Annotated in this window: 16 protein-coding genes; 5 read left to right on the forward strand and 11 right to left on the reverse strand. The window is 29.5% G+C overall.

Annotated features, from left to right (window positions below; translation table 11 throughout):
• Positions 1-51 precede the first annotated feature (51 nt).
• Positions 52-615: a class IV adenylate cyclase gene (locus tag OIF33_RS00885; protein ID WP_322502339.1), complete on the forward strand. Its 564-nt coding sequence runs from the start codon at positions 52-54 to the stop codon at positions 613-615.
• Positions 616-698: 83 nt separating this feature from the next.
• On the opposite strand, the gene OIF33_RS00890 is transcribed toward OIF33_RS00885, so the two are convergent.
• From OIF33_RS00890 to OIF33_RS00900, 3 genes are all read right to left on the reverse strand, one after another.
• Positions 699-1,295, reverse strand: a complete 597-nt coding sequence (locus OIF33_RS00890; protein WP_322502340.1) for a hypothetical protein — start codon at positions 1,293-1,295, stop codon at positions 699-701.
• Positions 1,296-1,440: 145 nt separating this feature from the next.
• Entirely contained in the window at positions 1,441-3,318 is a 1,878-nt protein-coding gene (locus OIF33_RS00895) for a C40 family peptidase (RefSeq protein ID WP_322502341.1), read from the reverse strand.
• Positions 3,319-3,481: 163 nt separating this feature from the next.
• The gene (locus tag OIF33_RS00900) at positions 3,482-3,850 is read right to left on the reverse strand and encodes a DUF2164 family protein (protein WP_322502342.1); all 369 of its coding nucleotides are present in this window, start codon (positions 3,848-3,850) and stop codon (positions 3,482-3,484) included.
• A 198-nt stretch (positions 3,851-4,048) separates the two neighbouring features.
• Here OIF33_RS00900 and OIF33_RS00905 point away from each other — a divergent pair, with 198 nt between their 5' ends.
• Positions 4,049-4,465 (forward strand): hypothetical protein, encoded by a 417-nt coding sequence (locus OIF33_RS00905; protein WP_322502343.1) that lies wholly within the window; start codon positions 4,049-4,051, stop codon positions 4,463-4,465.
• Between the two features lie 98 nt (positions 4,466-4,563).
• On the opposite strand, the gene ybaK is transcribed toward OIF33_RS00905, so the two are convergent.
• From ybaK to OIF33_RS00925, 4 genes are all read right to left on the reverse strand, one after another.
• On the reverse strand, positions 4,564-5,049 hold the full coding sequence (gene ybaK / locus OIF33_RS00910; protein ID WP_322502344.1) for a Cys-tRNA(Pro) deacylase: 486 nt from the start codon (positions 5,047-5,049) through the stop codon (positions 4,564-4,566).
• A gap of 60 nt (positions 5,050-5,109) precedes the next feature.
• A complete protein-coding gene (locus OIF33_RS00915; protein ID WP_322502345.1) occupies positions 5,110-5,670 on the reverse strand; it encodes an AAA family ATPase in 561 nt (186 codons plus the stop codon).
• A gap of 89 nt (positions 5,671-5,759) precedes the next feature.
• Complete coding sequence (locus tag OIF33_RS00920; protein WP_322502346.1) at positions 5,760-6,704, reverse strand: ribonuclease Z; 945 nt, start codon at positions 6,702-6,704, stop codon at positions 5,760-5,762.
• 116 nt (positions 6,705-6,820) lie between these two features.
• Positions 6,821-11,248, reverse strand: a complete 4,428-nt coding sequence (locus OIF33_RS00925; protein WP_322502347.1) for a discoidin domain-containing protein — start codon at positions 11,246-11,248, stop codon at positions 6,821-6,823.
• A 221-nt stretch (positions 11,249-11,469) separates the two neighbouring features.
• Between OIF33_RS00925 and OIF33_RS00930 the strand changes: the two genes are divergently transcribed.
• Positions 11,470-12,123 (forward strand): TrkA C-terminal domain-containing protein, encoded by a 654-nt coding sequence (locus tag OIF33_RS00930; RefSeq protein WP_322502348.1) that lies wholly within the window; start codon positions 11,470-11,472, stop codon positions 12,121-12,123.
• Positions 12,124-12,153: 30 nt separating this feature from the next.
• Here OIF33_RS00930 and OIF33_RS00935 read toward each other — a convergent pair whose 3' ends face one another.
• The 4 genes from OIF33_RS00935 to OIF33_RS00950 form a co-directional block, all read right to left on the reverse strand.
• The gene (locus tag OIF33_RS00935) at positions 12,154-12,906 is read right to left on the reverse strand and encodes a hypothetical protein (RefSeq protein ID WP_322502349.1); all 753 of its coding nucleotides are present in this window, start codon (positions 12,904-12,906) and stop codon (positions 12,154-12,156) included.
• Between the two features lie 78 nt (positions 12,907-12,984).
• Positions 12,985-14,148 carry a YibE/F family protein gene (locus OIF33_RS00940; RefSeq protein ID WP_322502350.1) on the reverse strand — a complete coding sequence of 388 codons (1,164 nt, stop codon included), beginning with the start codon at positions 14,146-14,148 and terminating at the stop codon, positions 12,985-12,987.
• Between the two features lie 76 nt (positions 14,149-14,224).
• The gene (locus tag OIF33_RS00945) at positions 14,225-19,348 is read right to left on the reverse strand and encodes a CehA/McbA family metallohydrolase (protein ID WP_322502351.1); all 5,124 of its coding nucleotides are present in this window, start codon (positions 19,346-19,348) and stop codon (positions 14,225-14,227) included.
• Positions 19,349-19,585: 237 nt separating this feature from the next.
• A complete protein-coding gene (locus OIF33_RS00950; protein WP_322502352.1) occupies positions 19,586-20,089 on the reverse strand; it encodes a GNAT family N-acetyltransferase in 504 nt (167 codons plus the stop codon).
• Positions 20,090-20,396: 307 nt separating this feature from the next.
• Between OIF33_RS00950 and OIF33_RS00955 the strand changes: the two genes are divergently transcribed.
• Positions 20,397-21,176, forward strand: coding sequence for a histidinol-phosphatase (locus tag OIF33_RS00955; protein ID WP_322502353.1), 780 nt, complete (start codon positions 20,397-20,399; stop codon positions 21,174-21,176).
• Between the two features lie 350 nt (positions 21,177-21,526).
• Positions 21,527-22,840, forward strand: coding sequence for a sodium-dependent transporter (locus tag OIF33_RS00960; protein ID WP_322502354.1), 1,314 nt, complete (start codon positions 21,527-21,529; stop codon positions 22,838-22,840).
• Positions 22,841-22,875 lie beyond the last annotated feature (35 nt).

Raw genomic sequence — 22,875 nt, forward strand, 5'->3', positions numbered from 1 at the left:
ATTAATAATTTGTTTATAATAATATTATAAGAATTTTGGAGGTAACTTATTATGAAAGAACTTGAAACACGTGTTATAGATATTGATGTTGAAAAACTAAGAGAAACTTTAAAGAATCTTGGAGCAAAAAATGTTAAGCGTGAAAATCAAATAAATGATATTTTTGATTTTCCTGACAGAAAATTATTAGATAAAAAAGGTTATGCAAGAATAAGAACTGTTGAAGATCTTATAAATAATAAAACGGTATATTTTATGACAACAAAAAAAATGCTTAGCCAAGATAAATTTAAAGTAATGGAAGAAAATGAAACAATCATAGCTGACGGTGCTGTAGGTAAAAATATTTTTAAATCTTTAGGATTAGATTTATTTGAAACAATAAAAAAATATAGAGAAAGTTATGAATTTAAGGATTCTCTAATAGAAATAGATATTAATGATCCATCTTTTTGTCCATTTCCATATATAGAGATAGAAACTTCATCTGAAGAAAAACTTAGTGAAATACTAACTTCTTTAGGATATACCATGGAAGATACAACATCTAAAACTATTTATGAGATTCTAAAAGATAAAGGAATTTCTCCTAATAATAATCAAAAAGGATTATAAAATTTAAATATGTTATATAGTTTTCTATATAGCATATTTTTTTATTTATAAATTATAATATAAAAATCATTTACTTTATAATTCTAAGTAAAGTGTTTTATCCTTTTATTTATAAATTTTAAAAACCCACTTCCTTTTCTTGGTAAGGCAAAACTATTATGATGATATGTTTTACAGTTTATTATATCTTCGCAAAACATTTCTAATTCTATCAATAATTGCTCATACTCTAAACCATTATCTTCTAACCCATTTTTCCAAAGATTTAAGTCAGCCAATACCCCTATTCCCTTTTGCCATACAATGAATTTCTTCTTACATATTTTCATACAATTTTCTAAAAGTAATTCTAACTCTTCTGTACCCCTTAAAACATCTAAATCCCCATTTAAAATTACTGAAAAATAAATATTTCTATTGCCTTCTTCATTTTCATTACTAATTAAATTCAAAAATCTTTCTGATAAATCATTAAACCTATCTTTTTTTAAGGATGAAATAAAAACAATATTATCATAAACCTTTAAATCTTCATTTATATTTTTAAAATAATATTCACTCAATAAAATTTTTGAACATTTTACTCTTCCATCTAAATTATCTTCTATATAATTTGCTATACAATAGGAATTACTCTCACTTCCATCACAACTCCCTATAACCAACAGTACTCTTTTCACGAACCCACCTCCCATTATTTTACAATTTAATTATAATACATTTTCCAAATTTTGTATATCAGGTTAATAAAAAAACAAGTTATGCTTAATTAAACTTTAACTAAACATACCTTGTTCTATAATACATTTATTAATTATGTTAATCTTATAAGACTCTTCTTGCTCTTCCTATTTTACTCCATGGAACTGGTGCAATAGATACAAATTTACCTTTATTAGGCGCCTCTATCCACTGACCATTTCCTATATACATACCTACATGTTGTAAATTACTGAAGAATAATAAGTCCCCTGGTTTAGCATTACTTGGTGAAACCTCATAACCATTGTTTATTTGATCCCATGTTGTTCTTCCTAAGCTAACGCCAGCTTGTCTAAAGCTCCATTGCATTAATCCCGAGCAATCAAAAGCTCTATAATTTCCATTTAAATAACTTGATGGTATATCATAAAACCCTCTAGCCGCATGATCTGGGAAAGTCTTGCTTAAGCTATTTAAAAGACTTTGTGTTATAATTTCTCCTGAACCTCCCCATATATAAGGTGAACCAACTTGTGCCTTCATAACACTTAATACTTTTTCATATTTACTTTGGTTAACTTGTCCACCACCTGAACCTTCACTTGAACCTTCATCTGAAGATACTATTTTAACATATTCTTCATTTAAATAACCTACTTTTCCATTATAGTCTACTTTAAACCATCCTGAAGAAGTTTTTCCTTTTAATGTGAATCTTTCATTAGGTAATAAATATGCTAAAACAGAACTACTAGTATTCGGCTGACTTCTAAGCCTTAAATTAGTTGTTACATTTACAACCTTTCCAGTTTTTCCATTATAAGATTCATCTAAACCATTATTTGAGCTTCCACCTTGATTACCGCCAGAACTTTCATTTCCACTTACCACCTGAACATAATCCCCATGGACATATCCTGTTGTTCCTTGTGCTTCAATATGATACCAAGACCCTTTTTGTCCTTTTATTTTAAAAGTTTGTCCTGAGCTTAATGAGCCAACAACTGAGCTACTTGTACTTGCATCCTGTCTTACTCTTAAAGAGCTACTTACATTTACAACCTTACCTGTTTTTCCAGCTAGTGAAGTATCTAATCCTGATCCATTTTCTGATGATCCTCCACCATTTCCTGAACTACTTCCTGAATTACTTCCACCTACCTGTACATAGTCTCCATGAATATATCCTATAACTCCATTTGCACTTATATAATACCAATCTCCACTTTTACCTTTTATCTCAAATGTTTGTCCACCACTTAAGCTTCCTATAACTGAACTGCTTGTGCTTGGTGATTGTCTAACTCTTAATGAACTACTTACATTTACAACTTTACCAGTTTTTCCTGCCAATGAAGTATCTAGTCCTGAACCATTTTCTGATGATCCTCCACCATTTCCTGAACCACTTCCTGAGCTACTTCCACCTACTTGTACATAGTCTCCATGAATGTATCCTGTAACTCCATTTGCACTTATATAGTACCAAGATCCCTGCTTTCCTTTTATCTCAAATGTTTGTCCACCACTTAAGCTACCTACAACTGAGCTACTTGTGCTTGGTGATTGTCTAACCCTTAAAGAGCTACTTACATTTACAACCTTACCTGTTTTTCCTGCTAATGATGTATCTAAGTTAGAATTACTTTCTCCACTACTATTAGAACTACCATTTAGTTCTTTTACATAGTCTCCGTGTATGTATCCAACTTTACCATTAGCATTTATTTTATACCATGCTCCTTCTTTTCCATCTATATTAAATACTTCTCCATTAGTTAAATAACCAACAACTTCACTACTTGTATTAGGACTTTTTCTAATTCTCAAGTTAGTGCTTATATTTATAACTTGTCCTTTTTTTACCGTTTTCAACTGGTTATTTTCTTCTAATTGACTCGAATTTTTATGTTCAGTTGCATAAGCATTTTCACTATGCGCCGAAACAATACATACTGTTGACACAGCAAAAATCAAGGCTGCTATCTTATTCCTATTCATACAAAATCCTCCCTAGTAGTTATATAATCCCCCACTTAAAATTATCTTCCAACTTATATAATATATTTTTTAAGAAAATTTATCAATAAAATAGTTACAAAAAAATATCAAAAACAACAAAAAGAAGTTGTCTATATTAAATTTTGACAACTTCTATGTTCTATCATCTTTCAATGCTCAATAAGTCATCTGACTTATCTACAATATATTTATAAGAATCTATAACCCCTTGAATATAAAATTGAGCACCTAAATTTTCCACAAAGAATTTTATAAGCTTATCTACTTCCTCATTATCTAAATTTTCATTTTTTTCTAACTCAAAATATTTTAAGAGTTCTTTCTTTAAAAAATCTTTTTTCTCCTTAGAAACATCAAAATTGTTATTTATTGTAACACTACCTTTTTTATTATTATTTATAATAATATCACTTATAAAAAAGCTAGTATAACAATGCCCTTGCTTGTCATAATAGTCCTCTTTATTTCCATAATAACCTTCTTCAATTTTATTTAAATCATTTGTATTCATATAAACTCACGCCTTTAATAATAGTTTTGGAATATATTCCATATATTACATTTTATTCACTACAGCATATTAAAGTTACTTAATATAAGATAATAATCTATAAGTTTTTTCTTATATATATAAAATAAAATTTATAAATCCTCTTAAATTTATGATTATATAAATTAATTTTGTAAATAATAAATTTGAGGTGATTTTATGTACAAAGGAATTGGTGTAAACATGGATAAAGAATATAAAGCTTTAAGAAAAAGAGCTAAGCGTTTTGTTCCTCCATCTTACTATAAAGATAATTATCAATCTAATAATAATGAGTATTGTAGCTGCCATGATTATGATGAAGATAATGACAATCTTAATGATTACTCATTTTTTGATGCTATGGAAGATATGAAAGATTGTGTTCAATCAAATGATAATAGTTGTAGAATAAGATCTTGCCTATTAGATAAAGAAGTGGAGATAAACAAGAAAATGATTATTGTTTCTTGTATTGGCGCTGCTGCAGGAATCATAGGTATGACCTATGCAATAAAGAAAATGAATTCCAAGCCACAAAAAAGATTTTTAACAGCTACTCCAACCTTAATGAAATTTGCTAAAAATATGTTTTAAAGAAATGAGCCACATAAAAATATTTATGTGGCTTTTTAATATTTAATTATATATTGCTAAATAAATTTGTATATTTAAAATTAACTAAATAATTAATATTATTTTATTAGGAATCCAAATTCACCTTCTATTACTTTTATTAAATCTTCTGGATTTAATTTTATTTGGTGACCTATTTTCCCTGCACTAACTATCATAAAATCTAAATCTTTTGCACTTTCGTGTATAAATGTTTTATAATGACGTTTAAGACCTATTGGAGAGCATCCACCACGAATGTAACCTGTATATTTCATTATATCCTTAACAGCTATCATCTCAATCTTTTTTTCGCCTGCTATTTTAGCTGCATTCTTTAAATCTAACTCTTCTGCTACTGGTATAACGAAAACATATAATTCTTTACTTGTTCCCTGTGCTACTAATGTCTTAAACACATGTTCTTCATCTATTCCAATTTTATGCGCTACAGATACTCCATCAATTTTCCCATCATTACTCTCATAACTTAACATGTCATAAGGTATTTTTTTTGAATCTAGTATTCTCATAGCATTTGTCTTAAGTATTTTTTCTTTAGCCATTTTTACACCTCTAATAATATGATTACCTACCTATTTTATCATATACAGACTTACATTTCCTTATAATCCATTTTGAACAACAAAGTCTGTAATCTCTTTAGTTAATTTCTGAAAAGAACCACTATTATCAACAGTAAAATCACATAAATCAATTATTTTCCCTGTATTCTTTTCAAGATTATCTTCAGAATTCTGTTCATAACCATCTCTACTTTTTAGTCTTCCTCTTCTAACATTTTCATCACATTTAACACCTAAGGTCTTAAATCCACTCTTTTTCCAAAACTCATAATCTTCATAGGTTCTTCCACCAGTTACTATTATAAGTTGTTCATTATCTATTTCAAGTATAGAACTCTTTTTAAACTTATCTAAAATTCTTCCTAAAACGTAATAACTTAAAAAGTTCTCATCTATTTCCTTTAGTTTCATGGCAGTATCCACATAAAACTCTCTTTTTTTATTCTCCCACTTATCCGTAGCTAAAAATATACAAGACATATGCCTAACTAAATCTCCTATATTAAAGAAACTAACACTTTTCTCTGAATATTCATTTATAAGTCTAGCTACTGTATCTTTTCCTGAACCCTTTTCTCCAAAAACTATTAACCCCTTCATACCATCAATTCCTTTCTTAGTTATAACACTATATACTAATTATAACATTTATTGGAATTTTTAAACATCTTATTTTTATTCTCTATAAATTATTCTTCGAAATTTAAGGTTCTTTCCTCACCATCACTACCAACATAGGAATTTTCAAAAACCACTCTGGCATTATGTATAAATTCATCTGGCTTATTCATAGCTGGACTAAAATGAGTTAATAATAATTCCTTAACATCTCCATCTTTAGCTAAATTACTTGCTTCTTTAAATGTCATATGTTTATTTTTTATGGCCTTATGTATATCATATTCGCTTCCATAAGTTCCTTCACATATAAATAAATCACTATCTTTTATGAAAGAAGGAATTGTTGCTATTGGCCTAGTATCTGTAGTGTAGCTTACCTTAATTCCTTTACGACTTTCTCCAAGGACCATATCTCTAGAATACTTGATTCCTTCAAACTCTACTTCATTATTTTTTTGTAATTTAGACCATAGTGTCTTAGGAACATTATTTTTTACTGCTTTCTCCACATCAAATTTTCTTTCTCTTTTTATATAAAAAGAATAGCCAAAACAAGGTGCTGAATGTTCTAAATCTAATGTATGTATTATAATATCTGACTGTTCTCCATCCCCTACTAATTCAATATTTTCTTTATTTACCTTAAATTCGCCTTTTTTCAAACCTTCTATAATTCTAAGCTCACATGGTAAGTATGTTAAAACAACACTAAAACCTTTTATAACATTACTTATTCCTTCAGGGCCAATTACATAAATAGGTTCTTCTCTTCCGCTATTTCCAATTGTAGAAAGCAATCCTGGCAACCCATTAACATGATCTCCATGGATATGACTTATACAAATTAAATCTATACTCTTAAAGCCAGTTCCAGCTACTCTCATAGCTACCTGAGTACCTTCTCCACAATCTAAAAGAATTTTTCTTCCTTTATAATTCATAATTATTGATGATAAAAATCTATTAGGCATTGGCATTCCTCCACCAGTACCAAGTAAAGTTAAATTTAACATATAAAAATCTCCTTATAAAATACTTACTTTTATTATATATTAACTCTTTATTTCTATATAAATTCAAAAAAGACTAGAATTCAATAATTCTAGTCTTTTTCTTATTTTCATATTAATTATCTTGCTGTTCTTAAAGTTATTGACTCTTTGCTAGAAATCTCTCCATTTGAATACTTAGCTGCTATTTTAAAGTTGTAAATTGTATGTCTACTTAATCCTTTAAATTGATAAGTAGTTTCATCAGCACCAACTTCTCCAACCTTCTTACCATCCTTATAAAGAATGTATCCTTCTAAGCCTTCAGTTGTTTCTGGAGCCTCCCAAGTTACAGTTACATCTTTTTTATTAACCTCTGAAGCAACAAAGTTTCTTACTGGATTAATGATTATATCTACACTTCCCTTACTTACTTCTACTTCTCCACTTGTTAGTCCTAATTCATGAACATTTCCACTTTCTCCATCACCTAAGTTTGCTGAGATTATCTCAAAAGTCTCTTTTTCTGATTCACTCTTAGGAGTAAGTGTTGCTTTTATTAAATTAGTAGCATTTTCTATAGGTTTTCCTAAACTAGCAGCTACTATTTTAACTACACCTGGTTCTATTTCTTTATGATTGACAAAAACTCCCTCTATTCCATTTGTAACTTCAACTAAATCAAATATTTCTTGATTATATTTCAAAGTAAATTCTGCTGCATAAGCTGATAAATCTTCTTTTATTTCATTAGCACCTAAGAAAATATCGAAATTTTCATTTACTTTAACACTTTCAGGTAGTGTTAAGAAACTTTCTCCAACAATTTCTTCTGGAACCTCTAAAGACTTATGAACATTTAACTCAGCTGCTGAAGCAAATCCACCATGACCGGCCTTAGCTACTAATCTTACATGAGTTGCATTAACAGCATCAAAATTTAATACTTTTGTACTATTATCTGCTGTCCAATTTCCCTCTGCTACCTTAGTGAAATTCTCTCCATCTGTACTTACTTGTAATTCATACTCACTTATACTTCCATTTAAACCATTTTGTCTAGGCATATATGTGAATTTATTTATATCATAACTTCCACCTAAATCTAAAGTAATGTGTTGAGGTAATTTATCTACTGGGCTCCATTTTGTGTGCCAAATAGTACTTTCATCTCCATCTATAGCAAACTCAGCAAGTCCCTCTGTTCCTATATTAGGATGCTCACTACTTGCAGTAGCCTTCATTTGCTCTTGAGGAATAACTGTAGGATCTGTAATTTTTACAGCTCCATCTTTAACAGTTATTTCATCTATACTTCCTTTAAAGGAATTAGTTGAACTTCCTATTCTATCTAATGGTAATATAAATGTTCCTACTTTACCTCCATTACTCTTCTTAATAACATCAGTAAGCTCACCATTTACATAAAGAGATGTCTGATTTAATTTACCTACAAAGGTTAATTCAACCCATTCACCTTCAGGTAATTTATAATTAAATGAATAGTCATAACCTTCTCTTGAGAAACCAACATTACCAGTTTCTTTTTGACAAGCTTTTAATAATCCTGTATTAGATTCTGATAATATTTGTTCACTATAGTCTCCATTAGCATCCTTCTTAACCCACATAGAAACTGTATAATCTAACCCTTTGTTATCTACTGGAGTATCAATATAACTTTCTCCTCCATTTAATTTAATTCCTTTTCCCTCTTTACCTTCTACAGATTCTACATTTCTTCCTGTAGCATCATATTCATTTCCAGAGTTGTCTGTAATATTTTCTGATATATCTCCTTCAAAGTCATAATCAATTACTGTTTCAGTTTTAGATTCTACATCATAAGTTAAGTTAGAACCTGGAACATCACTTACCTTATCAACTCTTTCTTTAAATTCATCAAAGCTAGTCTCACTATCAGGTGCTGCCCACATTTTTTCTGATAACACTTGGGCTGCTTGGAATGATCTATCATAAATATCTCTCTCAGATATTCCATTTGCTTTTTCATCTATCATATCATTCCATACAGCAAACATTCCGCCTTTTAATTGAGGATGACCTGCTGGAAGTTTATAATTTGAAGCAAACCTTCTTGGCTCCCACTCATTATATAAAAATTTTGTGTTAAGATAGTTATTATAATATCCTGCCTCTGGAACTATATAAAGATCTGCATCCTGTGTATTTAAAATATCATAACCTTGATTTATCATATTTCTAGCATCAGCATATCCTCTATACCAAATATTCATAAGAGCTCCATCACTAGTTACAGGTGTTTCTCCTGGGAAAACATCTAAACTTCCCCATAATCTTGGTCTTCTTCCATATTCATCTCTTACCTTTTTAAGATATCTATCTGTAAATGCTCTAAATTCCTCTTTTTTCTCAGGAGCACCTTTATATTCATCTGTTCCAATATGGAAATCTTGATCACTAAATACTGGATCTTCCCCTCCTAAATACTCATCAAACAAACCATCTACAAAATCATAAACCTCTGGATTACCTACATCTAAATAAGTGGCATCTCCTCCAGTACCTAAAGCTAAAGATGGATTATAACGAGTAAATGCTAGAGAATGTGCAGGAACATCTATTTCTGGAATTATCTCTACTCCATGATCATCAGACATTTCTATAAAATCTCTAAATTCATCCTTAGTATAGCTACCATCTGTTGCTGTTAATCCAGGATAAGTATCATTTTCTAATCTAAAGGCAGCATAAGCAGTTTCCCAATTCTCCTCAGTAGTCCAAATATAATTATCACTTAAGTGAACTTGGAAATTATTCATCTTATACCATGACATAGCTTCCATAAATTGTTCTAGATAATCCATGGTGAAGAATTTTCTTCCTACATCAAGCATAAATCCTCTATTTTCATACCTTGGGAAATCTCTAACTATACCCATTGGGATATTATCACCATTTTGCTTTAATATTTGTAGTATTGATCTAGTCGAATAGAAAGCACCTGTATCATGAGTAGCTTCAACCTTTAAGTAATCAGCTACATACATATAGTATCCTTCTTCTCCTATACTCTTATCTTCACAATCTAAAGTAAAATAAAAATCTCCTTTTTTAGGTGAGTTTGAATAAACAATTTCAATAGGTTTCTTAACTATCTCCTCATAGTCAGCTTTAAATTCACTTGAAGTTTTACTTAATTCATTTTCATAAGAAGGATCAATAACTATTCTTGAAGAATCAGTTATGGTAAAATTTCCATCTGTTCCAACCCACTCTCTTAAAGTAGGAACAACTTCTGGCTTACTATTGCTTCCTAAAGATCCTGAATATTTACCTGGTACATTTATTTCTATACCAGCTGTCTCTCTTTTTTCATTCCCCTTTTTAATTTCAAAGTCTACAATTACAGTAGTATCCACTAAAGGTTCATTTATTGTCATATCATCATTTATGATTTGACTATAATCAGCTCCAATAAATGATATCTCATAGCCTTGTGGCACCTCTGGCATTTGAAGTTCAGAATCTCCCTTATTTATAGTAGGAACCTCTATAGAACTTACAACTTCATCAATATTACTTGATGATGGTATTTCTCCATTATATATCTCTACTTCATATAATGATACAGAGCTCCATACCTCTGGATTATTTTTTTCACAAAATACCCTTACATATCTAGCATTTTGTTTTTCAGAAAGTTCTATGGTTTCAACTCCACCTTTTCCAGCTTCATTTCTATGAATAGTTGTCCAATTTTCATTGTCATTAGAAGTTTGAACCTCGTAAACCTTTGCATTAGCAGCTTCCCAGAATAATCTCACCTTATCAAAAGTGCTCTCTTTTTCTAAGTCAATAGTTATCCATTGCTTAGCTCCATTTGAGAATGCTCCACTTGACCATCTGGAAGTTTTTGAAGATGTATCCCCATCTACAACCTTGTCAGGAGTAAGAGCATTAGTCTCTGATGCAGATGCCGTAGCAGTCTTATTTAAAGCAATATTAACTCCTGTTTCTGTTTCAGGTGGTGCTGTTTCACCTTCATTATCATAAACTTCGACTTCATATATTGATACATTTCCCCACTCATGTGCTGTATCCTCACAACTAACTCTTAAATAATTAGCAGTTACATCCTCCTCAAGATTTATAGATTCTTGATTTCCTTTTCCATCACTAGTTGTATAAACTTCTCTCCAAGTTTCTGCATCATCTGAAACTTCTAACTTATAATTTCTAGAATATGCTCCATCCCAAAGAATATCAACTTGATCAAAGGTAGTTGATTCTTCAAAATCTATATATACCCATTGTGGTACACTTCTTTCACTAGCCCATCTAGAATTACCAGGTTTAGCATTTGGATCACTTGATTTATCCTTAATTCCATCTGTTATGAGCTCTGCTCCCCACTTATCACTAACCTCTCTTGAGGAAGCTACAGCTCTCTTATTTAAGGCTAAATTCACTTTATCTGTTTTGTTTACCTCTGTTGCAAAAACAGATAAACCATTAGCTGAAACTATACTAGCTACTATACCACAAGCTATTAGCCTTTTTATTTTCTCCCTATTCTTTAACAAAATTCCACCCCCCAAAATTTTAAAGTATTATTACATACTATATTTATTCAGCACATTAAATATATATGAATAATTTCCCTAAAATATGTTAATTAAATTTTTTTAATCCCTGCAATTCTTAATTTTATTTAAGTTAAAGCCTTCTTTATGATTTACAATTATAACCCTAAATGATAAAATCAATTAAGTACATATATAAATCTCTGGGGTGTGATATTATAATGACTAAACGTACAAAAACACCAAACTATATAAAAATAGCTATTGATATAGCTAATAGAGTTTTAAATAATGATTTTGAAGAAGGAAGTAAAATTACAGGTCGTACAACATTAGTTAGCATATATAAGGTTTCTCCAGAAACTATAAGACGTTCAGTGGCTTTGCTTAAAGATATGAATGTAGTGTCTGTTAATGAAAAGAGTGGCATAATAATAAATAGTAAAGAAAGTGCTAAGGATTTTTTAAGTAAGTTTAAGACTCAATCTGACTTCACAACACTTAGTAATGACACTTATAAAATATTAAAGGCTAAGATGGAATTGGACAAGCAGCTTGAAGAAAATATAGAAAATATGATTGAATTTGCTACTCAACTTAGGAATGTAGGAACCGTTATTCCTTTTGAAAGTATAGTTGAAAGTGAAAGTTTTGCAGTTGGTAAGAGTATTGGCGACTTAAATTTCTGGCAAAATACTAAAGCAACAATAATAGGTGTAAAAAGAAATGGTGAATTATTTTTATCACCTGGTCCATACTTCAAAATAATGGCTAATGATATAATAATGTATGTTGGTGAAGATGAGGTTTTAGAAAATGTAAAGAATTATATATCTAAAATTAGTACTTTTTCAAATGAAAAAATAGTACAGTAGTAACTTAAATGTTACACTGTACTATTTATTTTATAAATAATTACATTCTTTTTCTTTTAATGATCTTTTATCAAAAGGATTATTAATTAATGCTTTTAGGAATAATTGGGGATAATTTGCTTTTAACTGTTTCATATACTGAACCCATTCAAAAGCTAAATATCTATAAGCAACATTTATATCTAATTCTAAATGTTGAACTTCATAAGCTTCTAAATTATGGGAACATCTACTGCTTAATTCTTCTCTTAAATGAAGTATTGACATGAGCATTTCCGAAAACTCCTCGTGTTCTATTAACATCGGGTTAGTTATTAAATTAATAACTAAATCCTTTTGAGTATTTAACTTCTTTTCCAAAGCTATTAAATCTATTTTTTCAATATCTACTTTATACTCATATTCATTAACTACTTTTTCTAAATTTTTAAAGTCATTCTTATCCCATTCCTTAGTAACTATGGCTTCCTTTGCAATAAGCTCTGTATTATTATCTGTATGAACAAATGTATCTAAAATATCGGTTCCTAATTCGCTGAAGAAAACACCTATAAGCATGCTTAGTTTGTCCTTTAAATGCTCTTTTTCTCTCTTTTCAAGTAATTTATCAATTACCAAAGTAGTAAAGAACACTTCCATAGGTATGAAAGCTATATCAGCAAAAAGAAATATTAATGTATGATGTAAATCTTGAAAGACAAGATAATGTACATAATGTAAAAATAGGGATAATCCTATTAAGCCAATTCCAATTATTAAAAACTCTTTCTTTTGTTTGCTCATTCTAGTCCTCCTTATTAGTCTTAAGTAAATTCTTAATTAATAATACTTGGAATTTTATACTATCATATTATGGTAGTATTATGAAAGACTTTTAACACTTTTTTTTAAATTTAAATTACAAAGATAGCTTGCTATAAAGGCTGTTATTGGTACAGTAAGTATAATTCCTATACTTCCTGAAAGCCCTTGTATAATCTCTATACACAATACATCTAAGTTTAACATTTGATTTTTACTCATATTGGAAGCATAAAGCATTATTATTGTGTTTAGAGAACCTCCAGCAAAAGCTAAAATTAATGTATTAGCCATAGTTCCTATTATGTCTTTTCCTATATTCATTCCACTTTTAAACAAACCTTTTTTAGTTAGACCACTATTCACCTGATTTATCTCAAAAATTGAGGATGAAATTGACATTGCCACATCCATAACAGCGCCTAAGGAAGCTATTAAAATAGCTGCAAACATTATTCCATGAATATTTAAAGATGTATTTTCTGCTATATACATCATACTCTCGGCTTCTGCCATACTAATACCTGATAATTTAGCAATATTTCCAAAACTTATTGCTATTCCCCCTGATATAATAATTCCAATTAAAGTTCCTAAAATAGCTGTAAAGGTCTTTTTATTCACTCCCGAAACTAAAGTCAATGTAACAACAATACTTATAAAAGATGAAAAAATTGCAGCTGCTATAGGATTTACTCCCCTTAGCATTAAAGGAATCATTAAGAATATTATACAAACACAGGTAAAAAATAAAGAAACTAAGGATTTTACTCCCTTAAATCCTCCTACTCCTATTATTACTATTACAAATAATAAGCCTAATAAAAATATTATGTTACTTCTTTTATAGCTATAGACAGCTATATCTTTTATTTCCTCTCCTTCATAGAAAAAACCTAATATCACCTTAGTATCTTCTTTAACCGGCATATTATAAACTCTACTAATATTATTTACAATTTCATATTCCTTTCCTTTTTCAGGTCCTTCTAAAATTTCTATTACTATATTTTGATATCCTAGCTCTATACCTTCTATGTATTTATCTCCTTCTAACATTTCCTTAGTTATTCTCTTTACTTTTCCCTCATAATATTGAACATTCTTATTCAACCTATCATTAATAAAGCCACTATCAAATATGAACTTTGAAATTCCTACAATAAAAAAAGATAATAAAACTATACTCACTAAAAAAATAATGCTTTTTTTACTATTTTTCATAATACTTCTCCCACTACCCCAATTAATTATTATTGAAGCTGGCCTAAAAAAGGCCAGCCCTAAAATTTACAAACTATTATCTTACTCTTTTCTTTTTAGAAATAATGAAGAAACCTACAGCTAAATATAAAACTCCAAATATCACAAGGATATTAGAATTCATTCTATTTCCTGTGTTAGGTAATTCATCTGGCTTTTCTGTGTCTGGATCATCTGTATCTGGTTTATCTTCTCCACCTGATCCATTATCTGAGTCATCTCCATCATCTCCTGGATTTTCACCATTTCCTGGATTTTCATCACTGTCCTCTTCTAAAACTAATAATAGGAAATTTTTATTGTTAGTCTCTATTTCATCCCCTTCTGAATCAAAAAGCTTTATGCTTATATCATATTTTCCTTGATTTTCAAAAGAATAATCAAAAGTTACTTCCTTAATTTCATTAATTCCTAAAGAAGTAAAATTCTCTTCTCTTAATAAAATTTCCTCTTTTCCATTATTAGCAAAGATTTTAGCAGTTATATTTTCTAAAGCTTTATTAGTAGTATTTTCTATCTTAGCTACTAAACTTACCTTTTCATTTTCCTTTATTTCATTTTTATCTCCTAAAACCTCAGTATTTATAGTTCCAATGTTTTCTTCTTCTTGAAGAACTATTTCGCCAGTATTTCTTACCCTTAATCTATTTCCTTCTGGATCTTCTGAGCTAAGTCCTATTGCTGAAACAGTATCTCCAACCTTTATTCTTGGATCCCACTTACCTTTCATATCTTCATTTATTCCATCCCATATATATCCTTCAACATATACTCTTGAAACTCCTGAACCATCATCTAAGTAAAGGTTACTCTCATTCATATCAACAACTTTTCCAGTTACTTTAGTTAGCCATCCTTCATTTTCATGACGCATACTATCTCCAGTACTCATTTCTTTAGGCATAACTTCATTTATATTTTCATCAATTATCTCTAAATCTGCATCTTCATCACTTATTTGTATCTCAAATTCACCTTGGTATGCTTCTACTCTTCCTTTAACCCTTACTTTTTGTCCAACTTTTACAGGAGTATTGGAAACGCCAAAAACATTTATTCCACCAGTTTCATCTTGAATATAAATAACCTCAAAGAAAGCATTTTTAGGTTCTATAGCTTCTGATTGAGCAGTTACAGTTCCCTCTAAAACATATTCTTCACCTAATCTATCTGGAACTCCATCTCCATCCTTATCTTCTCTAAATTCCTTAATAGTAAGCTTTTCTGCTTCTTTTTCAGGTAACATCCAATTTATAATATTTTCTGTTATTGACTTATTACTTTTACTTTCAGCATTAGTTCCATCTATTTCAAAGTTTGAGAAGAAAGTACTTCCACCTACAGCAACTTTTCCTCCATTAGATAATTCTTCTACTGCTAAGACATTAACTTCCCCTTTTTCTACTGGAACATTATCACCCTGTTTATCTGAATCATCTGCTCCTGTAGTTTCATTACCATTTACTAAGAAATCAACATTTTCTCCCTTAGCTCCATCTTTTAATATTACCGATGCTCCACTATAGAAACTGAATTTATCCTCTTCACCTAAGCCTTCAACAAGATTGAAATTAGGAGAAGAATACTTATTTAACATAAGTCTAAATTGTTGTCCCTCATTGACCTCATAATCTGCAACTTGGTCATCATTTACTCTTAGCTCTGAATTTATCTTTTCTAAAATAGGATTTAATTGAGCTGAGTTACTATAATCTCCAATTCCATCTTTATAGTCTGCTCTTGAAGTAATTATTATATTTCCACCATTAGCCATGTATTTTCCTATAGCATCAATTTCTGAAGGTGTAAAATTGCTCTTATATACATCATAATCAGGTTCATCAGTTCCTTGGGGGTCTGTTATAACTAATAAATCAACATTTTTTAATGATTCCTCTGTTATTTCTTCTTTGTTTATTATAGGAATACAATCATTATCTGTTAATAACTTCTCAAAGGCATCTATTTTGCCAGCATAGTTTCCTGTTACATATTGGTTAGCATGAGCTCCATCTATCATTACCTTGTAGACATCACCTTCATTTACAACTTCTAACTTAGAACTCTTAGTAAAGACCTTATCTGTTCCATTTATTGAAATTGTAGCTCTTGCATAAATAGTAAATTCTCCTGCTCTTTCTGGTTTCCATGTTAAAGTGCTTTCTTTTACACTATTGCTATCTAAAATCTCTATATTTTCTTCTCCAATTTTATTTTCCTCTGAAATTTCTCCATTGAAGAATTCAACTTTTATATTATTTAATGACTCTAAACTATTATTGTAAACTTCTACTGAGAACTTAGCTTCATCCCCTACTAGAAGCATTTCTTTATCAACTTTTAATTCATTTAATCCTACATTTACATTTTCCCCAATCCATACAGGCGCTGTTACTGCAATGTCTTTGTCTTCTTGTATAACTTTCACATAATAATAGCTATACTCTGGTTTAAGCTCAAAATTCCAAGAAACCTCATTGCTATTAAATTCCTTTGAAATAACTTCAACCCCACCATTAGCTATAATTGAAACTTTTTTTATAGTATCATTTTTATCTTGATCATTTATTGAAATATTAAACTCTAAGTTCTCTACTTCTCCTAAATTACTTCCCATGATTTGATTGTTAACAGCATAATCAATAGTCATGTTTTTATCTTCTGAAGAGTAAACTTGCTTTTTACTCATAGCTTCATATAAAGCATCTCTTGATTTCTCTTCTGCTAATACTATTGTTCTAGCATCATTAGCTGTAAGCCACTTTCCCTTATGGTTATCTTGGTTATTAGTAGGTGCAACATGCCATCCCTTATCTAAAGCCCTTGTGTAGTATTCATAGCTTGGGAAATATCCACTACCTCTTACAGGTCCTTCTCCATTTCCAACTTCTATTAAATTAACAACTTTATCTGTACTTTCACTATAAAAACCAAAGTCTGCAAAGTCACCAAAAGTTTTTCCAGGGTGATTTAATTGAGAAACTGACTCTGGTACTTGTGAAATTGTATCATAATAAGTTTTTAGATCCATCTTGCTATTTTTTCTTGTTTCAAAACCTGGAGTATTGAAGGTGTTTATATGTCCCCATCCTCCAGTAGATCCTGACCAAGTCATTTCATAACCATACATAGCAACAAAATCGCCATCTTTATTGTATTTATTAGATATATTTTGAGCATTAGACCAAGCCTTACTCATAGATCCATCATTTATACTAGCTGCAGTATCATTATCAAACCAGTTTGAGTGGTCCGTTACAGCAAAATAATCGGCATTTCCTTCATCTCTCGCCCACTTGTAAGCATCATCTAAGCTTCCAGTTCCATCTGAAATATTAGTGTGTGAATGTAGTTGACCATAATAATGATTTATCTTTCCAACTCTAAACTTCCATTCCTTACTAGCATTATTTCCTAAAGAATCCCTTAAACTAACTTCTACTCTATGTTCACCATCTTCTAAATCTTCCTTCACTTCATATGAGAAGCCTTCTTCTGTTATCTCTGCCTTTGCTGTTATGTCTTTATTGTTTAATTTAATAGTTATACTTTCTAAGTTTATTCCTGAATTATCAATAAACTCTCCACTTATAATAGGTCTTCTATTTTCTCCAACACTTGAATTTTCTTTTGGCAGAACATTTTTAACCTCTGGTCCACTTAAATCTTCGTCTACTATTTCAACGTAATATGATCCATTTTCAGGTACTCTTGAAACATTCTTACCATCACTAGCTTCAATATAATATTCTATTCCAGAAGCTCTTAGCTCTTCCTTAAGTATTGTAGACTTAAATATTCCATCTACTTCTGTGGCTATTAATTTTTTAAATTCATTTTCTTCTGTTCCTTTAAAACTAATAGATACCTCTGTTACTTTATTATTATCACTTACTCTAGCTTCAATATTTAAATCCTCATTTATATTAGCTTTTTCAATCTTTTCATGTGCTATTATAGGACTTTCATTATCCTCAACTATTTTTATGAACTCTGCTGAAGCACCATAAAGCTGAACAGTCTCCTTAAATCTACCAACTACTCCCTTTACATCTACTAAGTCTCCAGTTTTAACATCTAAACCAGAAGGGATAAAGTAAATATCTAAAACATCCTCTCCTTGAGTTAATGTTTTAGCTTCTAAGTCCACCACTGCATTTTTTATTTCAATATAATGAGAATCAAAATTCTCCTCTTTTAATTCCTTTATAGTAACTACCTTAGGATTTGGCATTCCTATATTTTCTAAAACCTTTATTTTAGTAGCTTGTACTTGAAGTAATGCATTAAAATCATCTAAAGTACCACTTATTTCAATCTTATCACCATTAACAATAGATGATAAATCAACTCCTGATTCAAAGTTTGAAACTGCAATCGCTCCTGTTTCATCCTGTATATGAAGAGTTTTATTTCTATCGTTAAAAGTCACTATTCCTCTTATAGTAACTTCTTCTCCCAAGGTCTTTTCCCTTGCTTCTTTTACCTTAATAACTTTTTCTGAAGGATTTTCTCCCTCACTCCATGAAACATCATGTTTTCCTAAATCATCATATAAATTTTCTAAATTTACATCCCACTGTATGTTTATATCAAAAGGTGTATTATCTATGTTCTTTTCGCCATTTTTTATTTCAGCTTTTCTTCTAGCACTTATAGTTTTACTGCTATAAAAATTATTCCCCTTTTCAGTCTTTGCTCCAAAGGAATCTATTATTTCATATCCATTTCCAGTGTTTTTTCTAAGTAGTAAGACATCATCTCCATTAAACCCTACTGGTTGGCTTCCTACTCCTAATTTATTTTCTAGGCCTTCTATAACTGTATTAAAATTTTCATCTTTTCCTTGATTGTTATAAAGTACAAAGGTTTCTCCATTTTCTATAACCTTATCCTCTAAACTTTGAGAAACTGGACTTCCATCATATTTTCCATTTGAATATATAGCTAAATCATAATTAGAAAGATTTACCCCTTCTCCTGTACCGTTATAAATTTCAATAGCCTTTGAATTAGATGGCCCATGTAAATATTCTGATATTATCAAGTCATCTGCTTGTGCTTTAATTTCCTTAGCTAAAGCTGGATAAGCAGTAAATAGACTCCCTATCATACTTAAAGATAATGCTTTGGTTATTAAAAGCTTATAATTCTTTTTCATATAAATCCCCCTTAAAATAAACTAAAGATGCTACTCCTCTCCCCTCCTTCTTTCAACATATATAGAGTAATAAATGCATATTTTTATCTATTACCCCATTTTTTTCATAGCATTCAATATATGTTTATTCATAAGAAAAACCCAATATTCTTAATTAACATAACCTTAATGTAAATTTAACAATAAAAAAAACCAATTCATAGTCTATTTAAAACTATAAATTGGTTCATATCATAATCACATTATTGCTTTTTCAAGACATAAGAAAGGTTCCACTATGTCTCTCATGGACATCATATCACCTACATGGACATATCCTAAATTCTTATAAAGATTAACTGCATTTTCATTTTTATGATAAGCACTAATCCTTATAGAGTTATACTTTTTTTCTTTTGCCATTTCTTCTACAAAATTTATTATTTTTCTTCCATAACCTTTTCCTCTATGATATGGACAAACAGCTATTCTATGAAATGATAAAAATGGACCATCTACTTTCCATGCAATATCATTATAAATATCATAAGCTTGGTCATTTATAGTAGCAACAGCTACAATTTCTCCTGACGATTCTAATCCATAAAGATGTTTATTAGAAATATCTTTAAATATGATTTCAGTATTGGGATATTTTTCATTCCAATTATATAGCCCTCTTGAATTCATTTCTTTTACAACATTATCATAAATACCTTTAACTTTGTTTAATTCATGTTCTTCTATTAATCTTATTTTCATTCCTTTTTTTACCTCTTCTAATAATTTAATTTAAAATAATGTTTTATCCAAAAATCAAATCAAACTTTTACCTCATGTTCATATCTCCTTTAAATATTAATAATTAAATAACTTTACTTCATTAAATTTCCTTTAATAAATAATCTCTTCTAAACACGGCCACTTACTCACCGTGGAATAATTTTATTTTATTCAAAAGAAAAAGTCAAAGAATTTTTTGTTAACATTTTTCTGTTTAAAATTTATTAAAATTTATCTTTTATTTGATTTTTTGATATACTTTATTTAAAGAGAGGAAGTGGAATTTATGTTAAAAAAAATTAACTTTCATACACATACAAAAAGATGTAAACATGCTAATGGAGAAGATGCTGATTATGTTAATGCTGCTATAAAAAATAATCTAAGTATTTTAGGATTTAGTGATCATGGTCCCTACCCTGATAATAGATTTGGACTTAGAATGAATTTCAATGAACTTGAAGAATATCAATCTACTTTAGAAAGTCTTAAAGAAAAATTTCAAGATTCTATTGATATTAAAATAGGTTTAGAGATAGAATATTTATTTTCTGATGATTTTTACTATAATTATTTGAAAAACGAGTTAAAATTCGACTATTTAGCCTTAGGACAACACTTATTTTTAAATAGTAATGGTGAGTTAAAAAATACATATTCTCTACAAAGCACAAAGGATTATTTAGAATATGCTGAAAGTATTTGTCTTGGTATAAAAAGTGGATATTTTTCCTTCGTAGCTCACCCTGATTTAATGTTTATAAATGATTTTCCTTGGGATGAAAATTGTGATAAAGCCTGCGATTTAATTATAAATACAGCAAAAGAATACGATTTTATATTAGAATTTAATGCAAATGGTCTTAGAAGGGGTTTAAAAAAATATTGTGATGGGAAAAGATACCCTTACCCTTATGAAAAGTTTTGGAATAAGGTTTCTTCAAAAAAAGTTAAAACCTTAATCAACTCTGATTGTCATAGTCCTAAAGAACTTTGGGACAGTATTATGGAAGAGGCTTATGAACTAGCAGAAAAACTAAAATTAAATATTGTTTATGATATTTAAAAATAAAATTCCTTGCATTTTATTTTTTTTAGTTATATAATCAGTTTAAATTTATTTTTAGGAGAAATTGTTATGAATATTACAAACTTAATAAAAGCAAAACTAAATAACTTTTATTATTGCTATTATAGATAGTTTGTATTTATGATTGAATATATGTGGTCATAGATACAAACTCCAAAGAAAATTTTGGATTGTATCTATGATGGCTTAGTTTTCGTTAATAAAGATAGGTCACATAGGTAAGACTATATGACCTTATAAAAGTGTTTTGATACCATAGGTCATATAGTTTAGCTATATGACCTATTTTTTTATATTTATATATAAAAATTTAGGAGGTATTCAAAATGAAAGAACGTGAAAATTTTACTGGAAAGTTTGGATTTGTAATATCCTGTGTTGGTGCTGCACTTGGTCTCGGTAACATATGGCTATTTTCTTACAGACTAGGGCAATATGGAGGTGCTGCCTTTTTAATTCCATACTTCTTATTTGTTTTTATACTTGGAACTACAGGTCTTATGACAGAATTTGCATTTGGTAGAAAGTTTAAAGCTGGTTCATACACTGGTATAGTTGAATCTTTTAAAAGTAAATCATTAAAGGGAGGAAAATTCTTTGGAATGCTCCCACCTATAGGATTGATTGGAGTTTTTATATTTTACTCTATAGTTATAGGTTGGATTCTTAAATACTTTTTCTTAAGTTTAACTGGCTCTATTAATAATATTGATACTACTACTTACTTTAGTAACTTTGCTGGAACACCTAGTACAATATTTTGGTTTGCTTTAGCTATAATTTTAACTTTAATAATAGTTTCCTTAGGAGTAGGCCGTGGTATAGAAAAATTAAATAAAATAATTATGCCACTACTTCTTTTAATTTTTATAATTTTAACCATAAGATCTTTAACATTGCCAGGTTCTTTTGAAGGCGTTAAATATTTATTAGTTCCAAGATGGGAAAACTTATTTAAAATAGATACTTGGGTAATGGCTCTTGGACAAGCCTTTTTCACAGTTTCACTTAATGGATGTGGTATGGTCGTTTATGGTAGTTACATAAACGATAAATTTGATATTCCATCATCTGCAATCCAAACTGCTATATTTGATACTTTGGCTGCTCTTTTAGCATCCTTTATGATTATGCCAGCAGTATTTGCATATGGATTAAATCCATCATCAGGTCCATCTTTATTATTTATAACTCTACCAAAGGTATTTCAAGGTATGAATTTTGGCTCATTAATAAGCACATTATTTTTCCTTAGTGTAATATTTGCAGCTATTTCATCCTCTGTAAATATGTTAGAAGGTCCTGTTGAAGCTTTCATGGCACACTTTAAATCAAAAAGGGTAAAAACTTCAATTATAATTTCAGTACTTTGTTTCCTATGTGGAATACCTCTATCTTTAAATATGAGTATGTTTGATAGCTTTTCAAACCTTATTACAATAATAATTTCTCCTCTTTGTGCTTTATTAGTAGCTGTTGTATTCTATTATATTATTGGGGGCAAAAGTGTATTATTAGAAATCAATAAAGGAGCACATAAACCTCTTGGAAGTTGGTTCATTCCATTAGGTAAATATATATTTATTTTAGTTACTATACTAGTAATAATACTTGGAGTAATATACGGTGGAATAGGTTAAGTTTTTCTTTTAAAAAACAATAGAACTTAAAGACA

It is taken from the genome of Clostridium sp. LIBA-8841, assembly GCF_034439435.1.
In the GTDB taxonomy this organism is placed as follows: domain Bacteria; phylum Bacillota; class Clostridia; order Clostridiales; family Clostridiaceae; genus Sarcina.